The organism is Clostridium acetireducens DSM 10703, from assembly GCF_001758365.1.
In the GTDB taxonomy this organism is placed as follows: Bacteria; Bacillota; Clostridia; order Clostridiales; family Clostridiaceae; genus Clostridium_C; species Clostridium_C acetireducens.
In genome coordinates, this window is sequence record NZ_LZFO01000004.1 from 34,264 (window position 1) to 54,126 (window position 19,863).

A 19,863-nucleotide genomic window follows, 5' to 3' on the forward strand; every position below is an offset into this window, starting at 1 on the left:
AGTTTTATTTATATAATATTAATGCAGTAAAAATCTTTTTATTTTATGTATTAAAAACAACTTTAAATACTTATTCTATATTGCCAAAAATAATTTCTTCTTTTATTTCTGATAATTTTGTGTTCATTATATTACCAGATATATCTTTTAAATATGGGGAAACAACTTTTATATAATTAGGAGTGTATCCTTCATAATTTCCTTTTATTTTGCTATATTCTTGTTCATATAATACAGGCATTTCTCTGCCTATAAATTTACTCATAAAACATTTTTCTAATTTTATATCTAATTCAATTAATTTTTTACTTCTTTCTTCTTTTACATTTCCATTTACTTGATTTTTCATATTTGCTGCTTTAGTTCCTTTTCTTGGACTATACTTAAATATATGCATCTTAGATAATTTTATATCCTTTAAAAAATTATATGTTTCTTCAAATTCTTCTTCTGTTTCTCCTGGAAATCCAACTATTACATCTGTAGTTATAGAAACATCTTTTATATTTTTTCTTAAATCTTCTACTATATTTTTATATTCTAAAGTAGTATATCTTCTATTCATTCTGTTTAATGTTTTATCACAACCACTTTGAAGCGAAAGATGAAAATGAGGACAAAGCTTTTTTAGATTTGATATTTTCTCTACAACTCCCTCTGTAAAGAATTGAGGATCTATAGAACCAATTCTTACTCTTTCTATACCAGGAATTTTATCTATTTCTTCCAGTATTCTTACCAAGTTCCAATCTTCACCTAAATCACTTCCATAAGAAGCTATATGTATTCCTGATAATATTATTTCTTTAAAACCATGTTGTGAAAGTTGTGTTACTTCTTTTAATACTACTTCTGGATTTTTGCTACATACAGCACCTCTTGCAAAAGGTATTAAACAATAAGAGCAAAATCTATTGCATCCATCTTGTATCTTTAAAAAAGCTCTAGTTTTATCCACATACTCTTCTATATTTAAATTTTCGAATTTTTTGTATTTAATTAAATCTTTTACTTGAATTATTTGTTTCTTTTCTTCTTTAGCTCTATTAACCCAGTATACTATTTCTCCTTTATTCCTATTGCCTAGTACTATGTCTACTCCTGGTATTTTAGCAACTTTTTCAGGAGATATTTGAGAATAGCATCCTACTACTGCTATAATAGCATTTTCATTTTGTCTTCTTGCTCTTCCTATCATTTGTCTAGATTTTTTATCACCCATATTAGTAACTGTGCAAGTATTTATTACATATACATCTGCAAACTCATTAAAATTTACTATTTCATATCCTTCTATTATGAATTTTTCTGCCATAGCTTCTGTTTCATATTGATTTACTCTACATCCCAATGTGGAAAATGAAACCTTCATTAATATATTCCCCCTATATCTCCTATTTCATACATTATTAAAGAAGCAGCTATAACTCCTGCTGTTTCCGTTCTAAATATTCTTGGACCTAAAGTTACTATATAAGCTTCTAAGTTTTTTAATATTTGTATTTCTTCTTCTTCAAAACCTCCTTCAGGTCCTATTATAATAGCTACCTTATTAATATCTTTTTTATTTAATTCATTAAACATATTTTTTATACCATAACCAGTTTGATTTTCATAAGGCACTACTATAATATCCACTTCTTTTAACTCTTCTATTATATTTTGAAAATCCATAGGATAATTAATAGTTGGTATTATACTTCTTTTGCACTGTTTACAAGATTCCAAGGCTATTTTATTCCATCTATCTACTTTTTTAAATTCTCCTTTTTCATTTTTCACTACAACTCTCTTTGTAACTATAGGAGTTATTTTTTTTACTCCTAATTCTGTGGACTTTTGCACTATTAAATCCATTTTATTTAATTTAGGTAGTCCTTGATATAAATATATATCTATATTGCTTTCATTGTTAATTGGAAGCTTTTCTAGGATTTTAACCACTACTTGTTTTTTATTTATTTCTTCTATTTTTCCTAAAAATTCACTTCCTTCACAATTATTAATGCTTACATTTTCACCTGGCTTTAATCTTAAAACTTTATAAGCATGTTTAACATCATCACCTTCAATAAAAGCTTTATTTTCTATTATATTTTCTTTATTTATAAAAAATTTATTCATACAAATTCCCTTTCTAAATATAAGCTGTTATTTCAATTTAGCAACTACACAAGCCCATTCTCCCTCTACATTAACTTCTTTAATTTCAAATCCACTTTTTTCTAATTCATTAACTACTTCATCTTTTCTTTCTTTTATTATTCCAGAAGATATAAAATACCCTCCTGGCAATATAAATTTCTTAACATCCTCTGCAAGCTGTATTATTATATCTGCAATAATATTTGCTACTACTATGTTTGCCTTTTCATCTATAACTTCCATTAAGTTTCCTTGTTTAATTTCTATATTATCTATATTATTGTACTTTATATTTTCTTTAGCAGAAGCTACTGCTACTGGATCAAAATCTACTCCTATAACTTTTTTAGCTTTTAACTTTGCTGCAGCAATAGCAAGTATTCCAGAGCCTGTTCCTATATCAAATACCTTATAATCTTCTTTAACATACTTTTCTAAGGCTTGAATACACATACCAGTAGTTTCGTGAGTACCTGTTCCAAAAGCCATACCTGGATCTAATTCTAATACAATTTCATCTTCTTTTTTATCATAAATTTCCCATATAGGTTTTACTACAATTTTATTTCCTACTTTAGTAGGCTTATAGTACTTTTTCCAATTGTTTTCCCAATCTTGTTCATTTATAGTACTATAACTTACTGTTGCTTCTCCTTTATCTATACCAAAATTATCTAAATTATTAACACTTTCTTTTATGTATTTAATATATTCATCAAAGTTTTTATCTTGTTCATAATAACCTCTTATTATAGCAACATCCTTAACTTTTAATAAAGTTTCATCAAAATAATCCCAATCTCCTGGATGTTTCTTTTTAAATTCTATATCTTCAGGGTCTTCTATAGCTACTCCTTTAACTCCTGTATTATAAAAAATACCAGATACTGCCTCTACAGCTTCACTAGTAGTTACTACTGTAACTTCTATCCAATCTTTATTCATGATTACTCCTCCAAATTATAAAATTTTACATAAATAAATTTTTAAAAGGTATTACATTTTTATAAGGCATCCAAGGCTTATTTATAAAAAATAATAATATCATAATAACACAAAATATATACCTTTCTATGTGCTTATAATACAATATATTATTTTCTGTGCAAACTTTATTAAAACCTATAGTTCCTCCTAATAAAGTTCCCAAAATAGTTAAACTAAATACTGAGTCTCCCACCTTTACTAAGTTTTGAAATAATAAAAATATGTATGCAAAAGGCGAATAAATTAAAGCTAAAATATATATAAATATATTTGAAACAATTTTTGCTATAAATTTTAATATAAATTCTATAAATATCATAATTAATGAAATTATAACAGAGATTATATATTCAAAAACAATCAATAGCTTATTAACTATTTTTTTTGTATTTTTAAATTTATTTATTACTTTTTTATTTTTTAATTCTTCCTTTATTTCATCGAAATTTTTAAAAGCTAAATACTTTTTTATATTAGAACTTTTTTTAATATGCTTAAAAACATCATTAGGTGTTGGCGTAGGCAGTGAATATCTTTCAGTATATTTCTGAGAAAAATCACTGTTTTTAAAACCTACAATAGGCGAAACTAATAAATATTGAAAAGCTAAAAATATAAGTATAAATACAAAACTTGTACTTAAAGACTTTATTAAAGCAGTTTTTACAGGAAAATTAACACTAACTTTAATTGGAATAATTATATCTTCAGAATTACTATTACTCTTTATTATAATATCTGTTTTTATTTCCTTATTTAAAAGTAAATCTTCCTTTATAATTTTTAAATTTATACATTCTTCTTTTTTTTCTTTAGTATTAATAGCAAAATTATTTTTAGATAATTCCATTCCCTGAATTTCTTTTTCTATTTCAATAGTACCATATAAATACCCTCTTCCATTATTCTCAATAGTTATAGGAATATTTAATTCCTTTTCCTGCATTTTTATATTAATTTCTTTTACATCTACATCTATAGTAGGATAGGGTATTTTATTTTTTATATCCATAATATTACAAATAGTATGTGAAAATTCTTCTAAAGCTGCATTAAAATCATAATCTCCATTGTCATTAAAAAATTTTTGTCTAATTTTGTTCCAATTATGTACTATTTTATTGTAACCACAGCCTTCTAACCACCACATTATACTTCCACTATGAAGTTTTTCACAAGTAATATCCCATAATTCTTTACTTTTATCTGCTAAAAAAACTAATTCTTCAGGTGTGTAGGCTACTAAATCATTCGAAATTTTATAAGGTGCCATAGGATTTAATAAATAAATAATTCTTTCATAAGCTTCTTGAATAGAATAAGATTCTTGTTGAATTTTATTTACTTTATAAGCTAATTCTTCATTGTACAATTTTATACCATTATATAAAAATCCTCTTGCTATATGATGTTTGGCATTATATTCATCATTATACATAGTATTAGCAAGAGATTTTATGCTATAAACTTCTTTATTTTCATCAAATTTATAATAAAATAACTCTTTATATTCATATAAATTTATATTTTCACCTAATAACCACCTTTTTACTTCATTATAACCCCATCTTTTATTTTTATCCTTACACAATAATCCCCTTATTAAGTTTTTTATTCTTTCAGAATAGTTTTCAGGTATTATTATATCTTCATTACTATGCACATTAATTATTTTTTGCATTTCCATTCCTGCAAAAGGGCTTCTTCCAAGTAATAAATATAAAATTGTAATACCTAAAGCATAATAATCTACTTCTTTTCCAAAAATATTAGTAGATAACTCTGGAGCTGCAAAATCCAAAGTAAATTTTGTAGAAGTTGTTTGATGGGTTTCTTCTTCACAAATAGATGATATTCCAAAATCTCCAATGACAATTTTATTATGAGCATTATCTTTATAAAAAATATTTTCAGGTTTTATATCTCTATGTACAATACCTTTTTCATGCAAAAAATTTATACCTTCTATTATTTGAGGGAGTATATTGCTAATACATTCTTCTGAAAAAGGCATGTATTGAGCTAAAGTTCCTCCTTCTGCATACTCTACTACTTCAAAAAATCTATTATTGAAAACTCCATAATCTATTAAAGAAATTATATTGTAATGTTCCATATTTTTTAAAGTTGTTAAAACTTCTTTTTTAGGTTTTAAATTTTTTCTATATATTTTTATTATGTATTTTTGTTTACTATAAATATCTTCACATAAAAATACATCGGATTCTCCACCTAAAGACAATTCTTCTCCTAATATCTTATATTTTTTATTTATTATTGTTTCTTTTTCCTCATTAAAATTATATTCATTATTAACATATTTATAAGATACTCTTATTGTTTTATCATCCATATATATATCCTTTCTTTTATGTAATGATTAATAATTACAGTATACAATATGTTATAATTTATAACAAACTAATGTAATGTATCAAAAAATATAAAAACTTCGTACTCTAAGTAAATAACATAGAGGAACGAAGTTTTTTATTTATTTAAATGTTTTTTTTATTTTATCTACAAAAGATTCTCTTTCTTTAGAATCTATTTCTTCTCCTGAAGCCTCCATATAAGCATATAAAGCTGTTTTTTGTTTTTCATTTAATGTTTTAGGAATATCTACTATTATCTTTACATATTGATCTCCTCTGCCACTTCCATTTACTATAGGCACACCTTTTCCTTTAAGCCTAAATATAGTTCCTGGCTGAGTTCCTGCTGGTACTTTGTATTTTACATCTCCGTCTACTGTAGGAACTTTTAATTCTACTCCTATAGCAGCTTTTGCAAAACTTATATGCTGATCAATATATATATCAAATCCATTTCTCTTAAATTCTGGATGAGGAGATACTCTTATACTTACATATAAATCTCCTGGAGGTCCTCCATTATTCCCATGTTCTCCTTGTCCTCTTAAAGGAATTATATTTCCTGTATCCACACCGGCTGGTACAGTTATTTTTATTTTTCTTGCTTTTCTTATTTTTCCTAGCCCATGGCATTTACTACAAGGAGTAGATATAACTTTACCTTTTCCTCCACATTTGTCACAAGTACTAACATTTATAAAATTCCCAAAAGGCGTTCTCCTTTGGGTTTTTATTTCTCCTGTTCCACCGCACCTATCGCAAGTTTTAGGAGTTGTACCTGGTTTTGCACCAGTTCCGTTACAAGTTTCACACTTTTCATTTCTATTTATTTTTATTTCCTTTTCTGTTCCAAATACTGCTTCTTTAAAAGTTAAATTTAAATTATATTGAGTGTCAGCCCCTCTTTCAGGTCCATTTCTTCTTCTGCCACCGGAATGACCTCCTGTAAAAAAGCTTTCAAATATATCTCCAAAGCCAAAATCCGAAAAATCAAAACCACCAAAACCTCCAGCACCATCAAATCCTGAAAAGTCTGTAGTTCCAAATTGGTCATACTGAGCTTTCTTTTGAGGATCTGATAATACTTGATAAGCTTCATTTATTTCTTTGAACTTTTCTTCTGCTTCTTTATTACCTTGATTTTTGTCTGGGTGATATTTTAAAGCTGCTTTTCTAAATGCTTTTTTAATTTCTTCATCACTTGCACCTTTTTTTAGACCAAGTATTTCATAATAATCTTTGCTTGCCATGTTACTTCACCTCCTGCTCAATAAATGAAGTTTATATATTATAAATTTCCTTAAATAAAGCAATGGTTAATTTAAGGCTTATTTATAACCATTGCTTTAATAATACATTTTTTTACTATGAAACCTTCTTAATTGTAATTTATATAGTGATTATTGTCAATTATTTGTCATCTTCCACTTTGTAATCTGCATCAACTACATTATCATCTTTACTTTCATTATTATTTGCTGTTCCTTGTGCTCCACCCATATTTTGTTCTGCACCTGGAGCACCTTGTTGTGCACTAGCTTGATATATTTTTGATGATATTCCATAGAATGTTTGAGTTAAATCTTCTGTAGCTTTTTTAATAGCTTCTAAGTCATCTCCATCTTTTATATCCTTAACAGCTTTAATTTTTTCTTCTATTTGAGATTTATCTTCTGCAGATACTTTATCACCTAAATCTTTTAATGCTTTTTCTGTTTGATATACAACTTGATCTGCATTATTTTTAACTTCTATTGATTCTTTTCTCTTTTTATCTTCTTCTTCATGAGCCTTTGCTTCTTTAACTGCCTTATCTATTTCGTCATCACTTAAATTAGTTGAGGCTGTAATTGTAATATTAGCTTCTTTTCCTGTTCCCTTATCTTTTGCAGAAACATTAACTATGCCATTAGCATCTATATCAAAAGTAACTTCTATTTGAGGTACTCCTCTTGGTGCTGATGGTATTCCTGATAAAGTAAATCTTCCAAGAGTCTTATTATCTGCAGCCATTTTTCTTTCACCTTGAACTACATGAATTTCAACAGAAGTTTGACCATCTGCTGCTGTTGAGAAAATCTGACTCTTCTTTGTTGGTATTGTTGTATTTCTTTCTATTAATGTAGTTGCAACTCCTCCTAAAGTTTCTATACCTAAAGTAAGTGGAGTAACATCAAGTAATAATACATCTTTAACGTCTCCTGTTAAAACTCCTGCTTGAATAGCAGCTCCCATTGCAACACATTCATCAGGGTTTACTCCTTTTGAAGGCTCTTTTCCAGTAAAGTTTTTAACTGCTTCTTGTACTGCTGGTATTCTTGTTGAACCACCTACTAATATAATTTTATCTATTTCACTAATTGAAAGTCCTGCATCATCTAGAGCTTTTTTCATAGGTTCTATAGTACCTTCTACTAAATCAGCAGTTAATTCGTTAAATTTAGCTCTAGTTAAAGTCATGTCAATATGTTTTGGACCAGTAGCATCCGCTGTAATAAATGGTAAATTAATGCTTGTTTGCATTGATGATGATAGTTCTATTTTTGCTTTTTCTGCTGCTTCTTTTAATCTTTGAATAGCCATTTTATCATTTCTCAAATCAATGCCATTATCTTTTTTAAATGTTTCTGCTATATAATCTATAATTCTTTGGTCAAAATCGTCTCCACCTAATTTTGTATTACCATTTGTTGCTTTAACTTCAAATAATCCATCACCTAATTCAAGTATAGATACATCAAAAGTTCCTCCACCTAAGTCATAAACGAATATCTTTTGGTTTGTATCCATTTTATCAAGACCATAAGCTAGAGATGCTGCTGTTGGCTCGTTAATTATTCTCTTTACTTCAAGTCCAGCAATTTTTCCAGCGTCTTTAGTTGCCTGTCTTTGGCTATCATTAAAATATGCTGGCACAGTTATAACTGCTTCTGTAACTTTTTCTCCTAAATAAGCTTCAGCATCTGCTTTTAATTTTTGAAGTATCATAGCAGACATTTCCTGTGGTGAATATTCTTTTTCATCTATTTTTACTTTATAATCAGTTCCCATATGTCTCTTTATTGATATTATTGTTTTATCAGGATTTGTTATTGCCTGTCTTTTAGCTATTTGACCTACTAATCTTTCTCCATTATCTTGGAAAGATACTACTGATGGAGTTGTTCTAGCACCTTCTGCATTAGCTATAACTACTGGATCTCCACCTTCCATAACTGATACACAAGAGTTTGTTGTTCCTAAATCAATTCCTATTATCTTTGACATACTAATTACCTCCTAAACGAAATTTATATAGTGTTTATAAAGCTTTTATTAAAATTTAATTTGCAACTTTTACTGAACTATATCTTAAAACTTTATCCCCTTTTTTATATCCTTTTATAAATACTTCTACTATTTGATTTTTATCATATTTATCATTTTCTACATGCATCATTGCCTCATGATACTTAGGATCAAATCCATTTTCTGTTGAAATTTCCTCTACGCCTAATTTATTTAAAGAATTTTTAAATTGACTTATTGTCATTTCTATTCCTTTTCTTATACTGTCCACATCGCCATCTGCTTGCACTGCTCTTTCTAAATTATCCAATACTGGCAATAATTCTTTTAATACATCTCCACAAGCCTCTAAATATATTCCTTCTTTTTCCTTTGAAGTTCTTTTTCTATAATTATCATATTCTGCTACTGTTCTTTCAATTCTATCCTTTAAAGCTGTAATCTGGTTTTCTAACTTTTCATTTTCATCTGCTAATACAGAATTTGCTCCCTTTAATTCTTCTAATACATCTTCTAATTTCACTTGTTTTTTATTTTCTTCATTATTGCACTTTTTACTAAATTCTTTTTTATTTTCTTCTTGTGTATTTTTAGCTTCTTCTGAATTTTTGTTACTGTCATTTAAATTATCTTTTTTATTTTCTTTTTCATTATTATTTTTTTTATCAGTACATAAGTCTTCAACTTTTTTTTCCATTGACTGCCTTCCTCCATTCTGTTTTGCATTTTTACACACTCTATATCCAATTATATCCAAAATATATTTTATAATACTCAGACATCATCATACATTTTATTTAAAATATCATTTAGTGTATTAACCGTTCTTAAAAGTATTGATATAACTTTAGAATAAGGTATTCTTGTTGGACCTATTAACCCTATAGAGCCTAATAATCTATTTTCTAAACCATATCCAGCAGAAATAATTGTACATTGCTTAGCATCTGTAATAAAATTTTCTTCACCTATTTTTATACTTATATTTATGTTTTTAGGCTCTTCTAATAATCCTCTTAATTTATCTTTATTATCTAGTAAAGATAAAAATTCTTTTGCCTTCTCTATATCGTTATATTCTGGATAATTGAACATATTGGTAGTTCCTTCCATGTAGATTTCTGTATTATCTATACTTTTTAAACTTTCATAAACTATAGGAATTATAGCATTAAATATATCATCATACCCTATTAAATCATTTTTTAACCTGTTTATAACTTCTAAATTTATTTCTTCTATAGTAAGATTAGATAATCTTTTATTTAATATATTAGACAACTTTGTTAATGTATCTGTACTAATTGGTTTATTAAGCTTAATAATATTATTTTTAATAATATTATTATCTGCAATCACAACAGAAAGTACATTATTATCTCCTATATTTATAAGTTGTATGGATTTTAAATAACACTTTTTAGCAGATGGAGATTTAACGATACAAGTAAGCTTAGTAAGTTCTGATAATATGCTAGAAGTTTCTCTAATTATTTTATCAAGTTCATATAAAGCTAAATCTAACATTTTATTTTTTATAACACACTCTTCTGCTGACGATAGCTCTGGTATTTGCATAAGTTTATCTACATACAATCTATACCCTTTATCAGAAGGTTTTCTACCTGAAGAAGTATGAAGTTGTTCTAAATATCCCATTTCTTCAAGATCAGCCATTTCGTTTCTTATAGTGGCTGGACTAACTCCTAATTGATATCTTTTTGCAATAGTTCTTGAGCCTACAGGTTCAGCTGTACTTATATAGTCATTTATTATTGCCCACAATATTTTTATTTTTCTTGCATCTATCTCCATAAATTTTCACCTCTTTATTAGCACTCTATCATATTGAGTGCTAATGACTATGATTAAAAAATAACATTCTATATTTATTTTGTCAAATTGACACAGTTTACAAAATAAATACATACATGCATTATATGTATTTTATATTATATTTTATCACTTTTTCTCTGTTTTCCTTTGTTTTTCTTTTGTAATTTATTTTTATAACTTTTACGCTATTTTATATTATAAAATCACACATAATTGAATTAGAAATTTCTATACCCCTTTTTGATAAAAATAACCTATCCTCTTTTTGTATTAGCAAATTATTGTTTAGATATTTATTTATAATTTCCCCATATACATGATATATATTAACATTAAATCTTTTTTTAAAATCTTCCATAGATATACCCTTTGTTTTTCTCAATCCCATAAACATAAATTCTTCTACATTATCCTTTAAAGAATTATTATGTATTTCTTCTATGGGACTTTTTCCTTTATATATACTATCTATATAATTTTCTATACTATTAGTGTTTCTATATCTTTTATTATTAAAGTAAGAATGAGCTGCAGCACCACAACCTATGTAATCATATAAATTCCAATATGCTAAGTTGTGTTTACATTGTTTATTTTTTTTTGCAAAATTAGATATTTCATATTGAGTATAATTATTTAGTTCTAAAATTTCTAAACAGTATCTATACATTTCCCTTTCTAAATCTTCAGAAGGCAATTTTAATTTATTTGAATTATACATATTATATAATTTAGTCCCCTCTTCTATTATAAGGCTATAACAAGAAATATGTTCTGGATTTAATTGAATTATATTTTTTAAAGTTTCTTGCCAATTTTCAAATGTCTGATGTGAAAGTCCAAACATTAAATCTATATTTATATTAGAAAAACCTTCTTCTCTAGCTTTTTGAAAAGTTTGTAAAAATTCTTCTAAATTATGTATTCTACCTAAATTTTTAAGTAAATTATTCTGCCATGCTTGAAGTCCTATGCTAAGTCTATTTACTCCCATACTATTTAAAAATTTCAACTTTTCTCTACTAAAAGTGCCTGGATTACCTTCTACAGTAAACTCTATATTATTGGATTTATCTAATTTATCTATACTATTTTTTATAATATTCCAAGCTTCTAAAGGTAAATAGGTGGGGGTGCCCCCACCTATAAATATTGTTTTTATTTTTACATCCTCAATTCTATCTATTTCTTTTGATAAAGCTTTTGCATAATCTATCATTAAACTTTCTTTTCCACAAAAGGATGGAAAGTCACAATAAAAGCATTTACTTTTGCAAAAGGGTATGTGAATGTATAAAGCTACTTCTGAATTTAACATATGTCCACCTCATTACTCGTCAGTTTTAAGTACTGCCATAAATGCTTCTTGAGGTACTTCTACACTTCCAACCTGTCTCATTCTTTTCTTTCCTTGTTTTTGCTTTTCTAGAAGTTTCTTCTTTCTTGATATATCTCCACCATAACATTTTGCAAGTACGTCTTTTCTCATAGCCTTTACTGTTTCTCTTGCTATTATTTTTGATCCTATTGCTGCTTGTATAGGAATTTCAAATAATTGTCTAGGAATAATTTCTTTAAGTTTTTGTGCTATACTTCTTCCTCTCACATAAGCTCTTTCTTCAGGTACTATCATAGATAATGCATCTACTACTTCTGAATTTAATAATATATCTAATTTTACTAGTTTAGATTCTTTATATCCCTTTAATTCATAATCAAAAGAAGCATATCCTTTTGTTCTAGACTTTAATGCATCGAAAAAGTCATATATTATTTCATTTAGAGGAATATCATAATTTACTACAACTCTAGTTGTTTCTATATATTCCATATCTATAAAAGTTCCTCTTCTATCTTGAGCTAATTCCATAACTGCACCTACATAATCAGAAGGAGTCATAATAGATGCCTTTACCACTGGTTCTTCCATATAGCTTATTTCTGATGGACTAGGCAAGTTTGTAGGATTAGTAAGTTCTACTATAGTTCCATCTGTTTTACATACTCTATACACTACAGATGGTGCTGTAGTTATAATGTCTAAATTAAATTCTCTTTCTATTCTCTCTTGTATAATTTCCATATGAAGTAATCCTAAAAATCCACATCTAAAACCAAAACCAAGTGCTATAGAATTTTCTGGTTCAAAAGATAAAGCTGCATCATTTAATTGAAGCTTTTCTAAAGCTTCTTTTAGCTCTTCATATTTAGCTCCATCTACTGGGTATATTCCACTAAACACCATAGAAACCGCTGGCCTATATCCTGCCAATGCTTCTTTTGCTGGATTGTTGTTATCAGTTATAGTATCTCCCACTCTAGCATCTCTAACATTTTTTATAGAAGCAGTTATATATCCTACATCTCCTGCTTTAAGTTCTTTTACAGGTAAGTATTGTGGTACAAACACACCTGTTTCTATAACTTCATAAATTTTATTTGTAGCCATAAGTTTAATTTCCATTCCAGGCTTTACTTTGCCTTCTTTAATCCTGACATGGCATACAACACCTTTATAACTATCATAATAAGAATCAAATATAAGTGCTTTTAAAGGAGCTTCTTCATCTCCTTCTGGTGCTGGTACTTTTTCAACTATAGCTTCTAATACATCTTCTATATTTAATCCTGTTTTAGCAGAAACTAAAGGTGCATCTTCCGAATCTATACCTATAGTATCTTCTATTTCCTTTTTTATTTCATCTGGTCTTGCACTAGCTAAATCCACCTTATTTATAACTGGTACTATTTCTAAATCATGATCTAAAGCTAAATAGCAATTTCCTAAAGTTTGAGCTTGTATTCCTTGTGTTGCATCTACTACAAGTACTGCTCCCTCACAAGCAGCTAAACTTCTTGAAACTTCATAATTAAAATCTACGTGCCCTGGAGTATCTATAAGATTTAAAATATATTCTTCTCCATTTTCTCTTTTATATATAAGTCTTGCTGCTTGAGCCTTTATAGTAATTCCTCTTTCTCTTTCTAAATCCATGTTATCTAAAACTTGGGTGTCCATTTCTCGTTTTGTCAATGTTCCTGTTTTCTCTAAAAGTCTATCTGCAAGAGTGGACTTGCCATGATCTATATGTGCAATTATTGAAAAATTTCTTATGTGCTTTTGTCTTTCGCTATGCATACTTTAACCCCCATTGGATTTAATTTATATTAATCATAGTAAATTATAACATAACATAATTGGTTTATGTCAATAAAAATATACAATAGCTATATTTTAAGGTATAAAATTTTTTATTCCTTTTTTTATATTTAAAAAAGTTTTGCTATTAACCTTAAATGTGTAGTCTTTAGTTTCTATTCTAAAATCAAAGGGATTTTGTTTACAGTAAATAGAAAAATTTGATCTTTCTTTTATAAAATTAGGAAGTGAATTATTTACTTTTGCAAATCCATATAATACTATAGATAAATAAAAAAATATAATTAAAAATGAATATTTTTTCTTCATAATAAAAAAGCCTCCTTATGATTATAAGGATGCTCTTCTACTTAAAATTTTATTCATTTTTTCCCATTTAAATATTCTGCTATTATTCTTCCTAAATACTTTCCTGTTGCTTTTGCTTCTTCTATAGTATTTATATCTGCTCCTACTTCTATTAAACAAGCATTATTGCTTTTATCTTGATTAAAAAATCTAGTTCCATAGTTATAATAACATATTTTATCTTTACATAATCCGGGGTATAATTTATTGGATATTTCCTTTAATTCCTTTACTACTTCCATATTTTTATTAAAATGAGGATTCTTCTTTGCCATAACAAACATAAACTTAGCTACATTTTCCCCATTTATTTTAGTAGTTACAGCATTTTTATTAGTAGCACCATCTCTATGCAAATCTATTACTAATTTAAAATCTTTATAATCTTTAAGATATTTATCTACTGTCTTTCCAGAACGTTCATAACTTTTAGTATATGCTTTGGCATTATGAACAGTTTTATCATGAATTACATTTACACCATAATTATTTAACTCACTGGCAATAATATCTCCTACTGCACAAACATTTTTATTTTCGTCAAAGTTATCTGCAGGTCCAGGCTTGTATGCTTCTGTAGTATGGGAATGGTAAATAAACACTTCTGGTACAGCTGATTTATTTTTTCTCTTCAAATTTGGATTATATATACTAACTACTTTATTATCTAATTTATAAGGCTCTAAATTTATTTTTTCTTTTGATTTTTTGTAATAACTATTAGCTTTTAAATAGGATACCTCTTTACCTAGTATAGTTGAGGGATCTTTTATATCTATGCCAAATATATCTAAAGCTTTGCCTTTTACTGAAAAAGTGTTTTCTGCCATATCACTTTCATCAAAAGAAGTTACTTTTACTACAGGCATAGTATAATTTAGCAACTGAACATAAAACATATTGCCTTTCATGTTCTTATTTTGTTGATTCGCCCTAACAACACAAGGCAAAGTAATGCTTAAAATTAAACTTGTTAATACAAAAATCAAACATATATGTGCTTTAATTTTGTCTATTTTTCTTTTAACCTTTATCTTTTTGTAAATCAATATATATTCCCTCCCCCTTACGTACAACTAATTATTTAGTATTTATATGAGAGAAGAAATTATTATATTACTTTAATTTATATATTTATTTATATCTTTTAAAGTTAATGCTGGTTGAAGAGCTATATTTATTCCATTAGCTATTATTTTTGATACACAATCTATAATCATATCTACTTCTTTAGGAGTAACCATTAAGTTTCCAAAGTAAGGATCTAATATTTCTCTAATCATAATTTGCTTTTCATCTTTATTTATGGATTTTAGCATATTATAAAATTCACTACCTGAAGAAGAACTTTTAATCATTTGTTCTAATACCATATCAATAGTGTCATTTGCCATAGTAGCTGCATCTACCACAGTAGGCACTCCAATAGCTATAACTGGTATCCCTAAAGTTTTTTCGCTTATTTCCATCCTTTTATTTCCCACACCAGAACCAGGAGATATGCCTGTATTTCCTATTTGTATAGTTCTATTAACTCTATCCATTTTTCTAGAAGCTAATGCATCTATACAAATAATTAAATTAGGTTTTATTTTATCTACTAAAGATTTTATTATTTCTCCTGTTTCAATACCTGTAAGTCCTAAAACTCCAGGAGCTATAGCACAAACTGGTCTTATCCCTTCATCAATACTATCTGGTATAAATTGTTTTAAATGCCTAGTAACCATAAGTTTAGATATTACTTTTGGTCCCAAAGCATCTGGAGTTACATTCCAATTTCCAAGACCTACTACTAAAGCTGTCATGCTTTCTTCCAGGTTTACTAAAGGACTTAGTGTTTTAGCTAAAGCCCCACTTATTTCATCTAGTGTATCACTATCATAGTTAGATACTTCTGGTATATCTATAGTTATATACTTTCCTTTAGGTTTCCCCATTACTTTTTCTCCAATGTCATCTAATATAGCCACTTCTGTTATCTTTAAATCTTCTTCATAATATTCCTTAATATCTACTCCTGGTATTTTTTCTTTATTTTTTTCTTCATATATTTGTTTAGCTTCTACTGCTAAATCCGTTCTTATATTATTTATCATTAAATCCTCTCCTTGTATATTTTTATACTTATATTTTTAGTAATTTTAATTAACTTATTCAAAAACACTACTGTTTTACTTAATTATTTATAATAAAGTAAATAATTACTTTAGGCAGCCTTACGAAAATTTACTTGAAGTACATAAAAATTAATGTTATAATATCTCTTGTTAAATACACATAATAAGGAAAGTTCCCCAAAACTTCTGGGATACAAGTACAAGGGGGTGAAAAAATGGCAAATATAAAATCAGCTAAGAAAAGAATAAGAGTTATCGAAACTAAGACTCATAGAAATAAAATTATCAAATCAGCATTAAAAACTACTATTAAAAAGTTTGAAAGTGCTGTAGTAGCTAACAATGTTGATGAAGCTAAAACTGCTTTTTTAAATACTGCAAAAGCTTTAGATATGGCTGTTTCTAAAGGAGTAATACATAAGAACAAAGCCGCTAGAAAAAAATCTAGATTAGCTTCAAAATTAAAAGCTTTAAATGCATAATAAAATAAATAAACCGGTTTTAAGGCCGGTTATTTATTTTGCCGTTATTAGATATTATTTTTAATATTAAAATCTCTAATTCTAACTTTTTATCTTTATATTCTATATATTGATTTTTTATATTTTCATCACAATTTATAGAAAATTTTATAGCATCTTCAATTTGTTTTAGAGTAAATCTTTTGCACTGATTTATAATAACTTCACAAGCATAAGGATGAAGATTAAGTTCTTTTGAAATAGTATGTTTGTTTTTTCCTTTTTCCACAGCAATTTTAATGTGTAGCATTTTTCTTAAATGACTGCTAATTATAGGCACTATACTTTCTATTTTTTGACCTTTTAATAATATTTCATTTAAACTCCTTATTGACTTTACAACATTTTTATTAAATATAAAATTTATTAAATCAAATATATCATCATTACTTCTTTTAAAAAACATAATTTTTATATCTTCTTTAGTTATATCTCTTTGAAAAGCATAACAACAAAGCTTTTCAACTTCATTTTCTATAACACCTAAGTTATAATCCTTTACATAAATATAAAAATTTTCTAATTCTACTTTTCCTATATCTTTATTTCTATTATTAAAAAACTTTTTTATTTCATTTTTTATTTGATTTTCTTTATATTTTCTTTTATACTTTACACCTTCTTCATCAAAGCTTACTTCAACTATACATGCATTTTTATTTAATTTATAAATATTACTACTGACTTTTTCCCTTTTATCTTGAAACGCGTAATATAAAATCAATACACAATGAGATGGAATAGATTTTATATATTCTTTTAAATCATTAAATACTTTATTGTTTTCATCACTTTCATTACTTTCTTTAGTATTTTTATTTAATTCATTCTTTTTAATTGACTTATTTTTATGTTTTAAAAAATTTGCTCTATATACACACACTACTCTTTTATTACTCATAAAAGGAACAGTCTCACAAGCATTTTTTATTTCTTCAATATCCTCTAAAGTATTACCATCAAACTCAGTATAATTTAAGTCTTTAAAATTTTTATCTAAAATCTTATTTAATATAATATTTATATTACTTTTTATTAAGTTCTCATCTTTTCCAAATAATATATAGCAATTTTCTATATTGTTTTTATTTAAATTTTTATGTAATTCACTTATATTCATAACTTCGCTGTATATCTACAGCTTATCCCTCCTACAAAATGGATAGTTTTTTATTAATAAAAATTCATCAAAAAATATTTTACACTTAGTGACCTTAAAGTAATTATAGCTATCTTTATTTGTTATTTCACACAAACTATAAAATGGTATATTTATGCTATTGTAATTTTTTACACATAATATTTTTGTATAAGGCTTGTAATATTGCCTTTTAAATAAATACTTTCTATTTTTATAATTTAACTGTAAATCAACTCTACTATTTAATTTTTTATAAAACTTTGCCTGAGTTTTATCATCTAAATTTATTTTTAAATCTGAAATTGGATTTGTAATTACATTATTTGAATTAAATTTTTCTTTTATATAAATAACATCTTTTGAAGCATTTATATTATAATTACAAAACATAATAGAATTAAATTTATTATTAAATATAATAAATTCAGATTCTTTTGAACTTATATAGTAAATTTCCGGAAATAAAGTATAGTTTTCAAAAACAAAAATTAATACTATGTATATTGGAATATATTTTGCTCTCTTATACCCTTGATTATATAATAAATATCCTAAATATAATAATATTAAGCATACTCCTTCTATATAACACAAATACTTTATATTAGGAAATATGTATAATAACACATAATTTACCCCCATACAAGTGGTTAGAATAATATTTAATATAAAGATTACACTATTAAATATAAAATCAATTTTAAAAAACATTAAACTTATATTTCCTAATATTATAATAATAGAATACAAAGGAACTAATAATAAATTTCCTAATATAAATCCTATGCCAAATTCTTTAATAGTAAAACATATGTAAGGAAAAGATAAAAATTGAGCACTCAAAGTTAAGCTCAAAGAACTATTAATTTTTTCTGGCAATTTATAAAGTATTTTAGATAATTTTTTATTAAATAATATTATACCTAAAGTAGATAAAAAAGATAATGCAAAACCTATATTTAAAATATAAAATGGTTTTATTAATATTAAAATTAAAGCTGAAAAGCTTAAGGCACATAAACTATTATAATTTTTAAATACTATATTAGCAAGTTTTAAAAGTGCTATCATTATAAAAGCTCTTAGTGTAGCTGCATTAGCACCAGTAAAAATTACATATATAAAAGACATAAGTATAGAAATTTTAATTCCAAATATACTCTCTAATGCCTTGTATATAATAGACATATGAAAGCCTGATACACTTATAATATGTATTACACCTAATTTTTTAAATTCTTCCTTTTGTATTTTAGATAAATAATCTGTTTCTCCAAAACACACTCCCATTATAATTCCTGATTTATTTTTGTCTAGACATTTACAAAATTTTTTATATACATATTTTTTAATAACACTTATATAATACATTGCATCTTTTTTGTATTTATCATATCTATCTATATTATAATTTCCTATACTTCCAAAAGAATAATTCATATCTCTTTGAAAATTACCATAAGCCTTTATTTTTTGTCCTTCTTCAATATTTTTTAAATTACCTTTTAATAATAAACTTCTTCCCTTATAATTTGCAATACAGTAATAATCTTTCTTTTGTTTTACCCTAACTTCAATTTTATTTTCAACTTTTATGTTAAAAAATAAATTAAAATCTATTACTCCTAATATAAAAAATAGACATATTATTATAAAATATTTTTTATCTACAGTACAAAAAATTATAATTAAAAAAGATGCAGATATGGCTGCACCTAGTATAATACTTCTTTCAAATATACATAAAGAAAAAATACAGCCTATAATTAAAGAAATAGTATAATATATTATAGGTTTATTCATTACTTGCTTTAACAATAGTTTCAAATACATTACTAAACAAGACTATCGCCTCCTTTCTTTATTTTCACCAATAAAATAAATGTTTAATCTTTTAAAATTTGAAAAATTCAAAATATTAAACACAAAAATAAAAGGCTGA

At 26.1% G+C, this 19,863-nt stretch carries 16 protein-coding genes; 1 reads left to right on the plus strand and 15 read right to left on the minus strand.

Features of this window, described 5'->3' with window-relative positions; genetic code table 11:
* Window positions 1–70: 70 nt before the first annotated feature.
* The 13 genes from mtaB to gpr form a co-directional block, all read right to left on the minus strand.
* The gene (gene mtaB, locus CLOACE_RS01875; protein WP_070109349.1) at window positions 71–1,372 is read right to left on the minus strand and encodes a tRNA (N(6)-L-threonylcarbamoyladenosine(37)-C(2))-methylthiotransferase MtaB; all 1,302 of its coding nucleotides are present in this window, start codon (window positions 1,370–1,372) and stop codon (window positions 71–73) included.
* A complete protein-coding gene (locus CLOACE_RS01880) occupies window positions 1,372–2,124 on the minus strand; it encodes a 16S rRNA (uracil(1498)-N(3))-methyltransferase (RefSeq protein WP_070109350.1) in 753 nt (250 codons plus the stop codon). The genes mtaB and CLOACE_RS01880 overlap by 1 nt, the downstream gene beginning before the upstream one ends.
* A 27-nt stretch (window positions 2,125–2,151) precedes the next feature.
* Window positions 2,152–3,090, minus strand: coding sequence for a 50S ribosomal protein L11 methyltransferase (gene prmA / locus CLOACE_RS01885; RefSeq protein WP_070109351.1), 939 nt, complete (start codon window positions 3,088–3,090; stop codon window positions 2,152–2,154).
* A 25-nt stretch (window positions 3,091–3,115) separates the two neighbouring features.
* On the minus strand, window positions 3,116–5,485 hold the full coding sequence (locus CLOACE_RS01890) for a serine/threonine-protein kinase (protein ID WP_070109352.1): 2,370 nt from the start codon (window positions 5,483–5,485) through the stop codon (window positions 3,116–3,118).
* A gap of 141 nt (window positions 5,486–5,626) precedes the next feature.
* Entirely contained in the window at window positions 5,627–6,757 is a 1,131-nt protein-coding gene (dnaJ, locus tag CLOACE_RS01895; protein ID WP_070109353.1) for a molecular chaperone DnaJ, read from the minus strand.
* Between the two features lie 160 nt (window positions 6,758–6,917).
* Window positions 6,918–8,774, minus strand: coding sequence for a molecular chaperone DnaK (gene dnaK / locus CLOACE_RS01900; RefSeq protein WP_070109354.1), 1,857 nt, complete (start codon window positions 8,772–8,774; stop codon window positions 6,918–6,920).
* 55 nt (window positions 8,775–8,829) lie between these two features.
* Window positions 8,830–9,492, minus strand: coding sequence for a nucleotide exchange factor GrpE (gene grpE / locus CLOACE_RS01905; protein WP_070109355.1), 663 nt, complete (start codon window positions 9,490–9,492; stop codon window positions 8,830–8,832).
* A 77-nt stretch (window positions 9,493–9,569) separates the two neighbouring features.
* Window positions 9,570–10,610, minus strand: a complete 1,041-nt coding sequence (gene hrcA, locus CLOACE_RS01910; RefSeq protein WP_070109356.1) for a heat-inducible transcriptional repressor HrcA — start codon at window positions 10,608–10,610, stop codon at window positions 9,570–9,572.
* Between the two features lie 211 nt (window positions 10,611–10,821).
* Window positions 10,822–11,949, minus strand: a complete 1,128-nt coding sequence (hemW, locus tag CLOACE_RS01915; protein WP_070109357.1) for a radical SAM family heme chaperone HemW — start codon at window positions 11,947–11,949, stop codon at window positions 10,822–10,824.
* 12 nt (window positions 11,950–11,961) lie between these two features.
* Window positions 11,962–13,770 (minus strand): translation elongation factor 4, encoded by a 1,809-nt coding sequence (lepA, locus tag CLOACE_RS01920; RefSeq protein ID WP_070109358.1) that lies wholly within the window; start codon window positions 13,768–13,770, stop codon window positions 11,962–11,964.
* A 96-nt stretch (window positions 13,771–13,866) separates the two neighbouring features.
* Window positions 13,867–14,100, minus strand: coding sequence for a hypothetical protein (locus tag CLOACE_RS01925; RefSeq protein WP_070109359.1), 234 nt, complete (start codon window positions 14,098–14,100; stop codon window positions 13,867–13,869).
* Window positions 14,101–14,153: 53 nt separating this feature from the next.
* Entirely contained in the window at window positions 14,154–15,188 is a 1,035-nt protein-coding gene (locus CLOACE_RS01930; protein ID WP_070109360.1) for a stage II sporulation protein P, read from the minus strand.
* A gap of 72 nt (window positions 15,189–15,260) precedes the next feature.
* Window positions 15,261–16,235: a GPR endopeptidase gene (gpr, locus tag CLOACE_RS01935; protein WP_101495365.1), complete on the minus strand. Its 975-nt coding sequence runs from the start codon at window positions 16,233–16,235 to the stop codon at window positions 15,261–15,263.
* Window positions 16,236–16,474: 239 nt separating this feature from the next.
* On the opposite strand from gpr, the gene rpsT reads away from it, so the two are divergent.
* Window positions 16,475–16,741 carry a 30S ribosomal protein S20 gene (gene rpsT, locus CLOACE_RS01940; RefSeq protein ID WP_070109362.1) on the plus strand — a complete coding sequence of 89 codons (267 nt, stop codon included), beginning with the start codon at window positions 16,475–16,477 and terminating at the stop codon, window positions 16,739–16,741.
* A 19-nt stretch (window positions 16,742–16,760) separates the two neighbouring features.
* Here the strand turns inward: rpsT and holA are convergent, their stop codons facing one another.
* Together holA and CLOACE_RS01950 are read right to left on the minus strand one after the other, a co-directional pair.
* The gene (gene holA / locus CLOACE_RS01945; RefSeq protein ID WP_070109363.1) at window positions 16,761–17,900 is read right to left on the minus strand and encodes a DNA polymerase III subunit delta; all 1,140 of its coding nucleotides are present in this window, start codon (window positions 17,898–17,900) and stop codon (window positions 16,761–16,763) included.
* Window positions 17,901–17,915: 15 nt separating this feature from the next.
* The gene (locus CLOACE_RS01950; protein ID WP_175429423.1) at window positions 17,916–19,724 is read right to left on the minus strand and encodes a ComEC/Rec2 family competence protein; all 1,809 of its coding nucleotides are present in this window, start codon (window positions 19,722–19,724) and stop codon (window positions 17,916–17,918) included.
* Window positions 19,725–19,863: the final 139 nt, after the last annotated feature.

Bases quoted from the DNA above. Each gene is read 5' to 3' on its own strand.
- holA (WP_070109363.1), bottom strand. From the start codon at position 17,900: ATGAATATAAGTGAATTACATAAAAATTTAAATAAAAACAATATAGAA.
- CLOACE_RS01925 (WP_070109359.1), bottom strand. From the start codon at position 14,100: ATGAAGAAAAAATATTCATTTTTAATTATATTTTTTTATTTATCTATA.
- grpE (WP_070109355.1), bottom strand. From the start codon at position 9,492: ATGGAAAAAAAAGTTGAAGACTTATGTACTGATAAAAAAAATAATAAT.
- CLOACE_RS01890 (WP_070109352.1), bottom strand. From the start codon at position 5,485: ATGGATGATAAAACAATAAGAGTATCTTATAAATATGTTAATAATGAA.
- dnaJ (WP_070109353.1), bottom strand. From the start codon at position 6,757: ATGGCAAGCAAAGATTATTATGAAATACTTGGTCTAAAAAAAGGTGCA.
- CLOACE_RS01880 (WP_070109350.1), bottom strand. From the start codon at position 2,124: ATGAATAAATTTTTTATAAATAAAGAAAATATAATAGAAAATAAAGCT.
- prmA (WP_070109351.1), bottom strand. From the start codon at position 3,090: ATGAATAAAGATTGGATAGAAGTTACAGTAGTAACTACTAGTGAAGCT.
- rpsT (WP_070109362.1), top strand. From the start codon at position 16,475: ATGGCAAATATAAAATCAGCTAAGAAAAGAATAAGAGTTATCGAAACT.
- mtaB (WP_070109349.1), bottom strand. From the start codon at position 1,372: ATGAAGGTTTCATTTTCCACATTGGGATGTAGAGTAAATCAATATGAA.
- lepA (WP_070109358.1), bottom strand. From the start codon at position 13,770: ATGCATAGCGAAAGACAAAAGCACATAAGAAATTTTTCAATAATTGCA.
- CLOACE_RS01950 (WP_175429423.1), bottom strand. From the start codon at position 19,724: ATGAATAAACCTATAATATATTATACTATTTCTTTAATTATAGGCTGT.
- hemW (WP_070109357.1), bottom strand. From the start codon at position 11,949: ATGTTAAATTCAGAAGTAGCTTTATACATTCACATACCCTTTTGCAAA.
- hrcA (WP_070109356.1), bottom strand. From the start codon at position 10,610: ATGGAGATAGATGCAAGAAAAATAAAAATATTGTGGGCAATAATAAAT.
- dnaK (WP_070109354.1), bottom strand. From the start codon at position 8,774: ATGTCAAAGATAATAGGAATTGATTTAGGAACAACAAACTCTTGTGTA.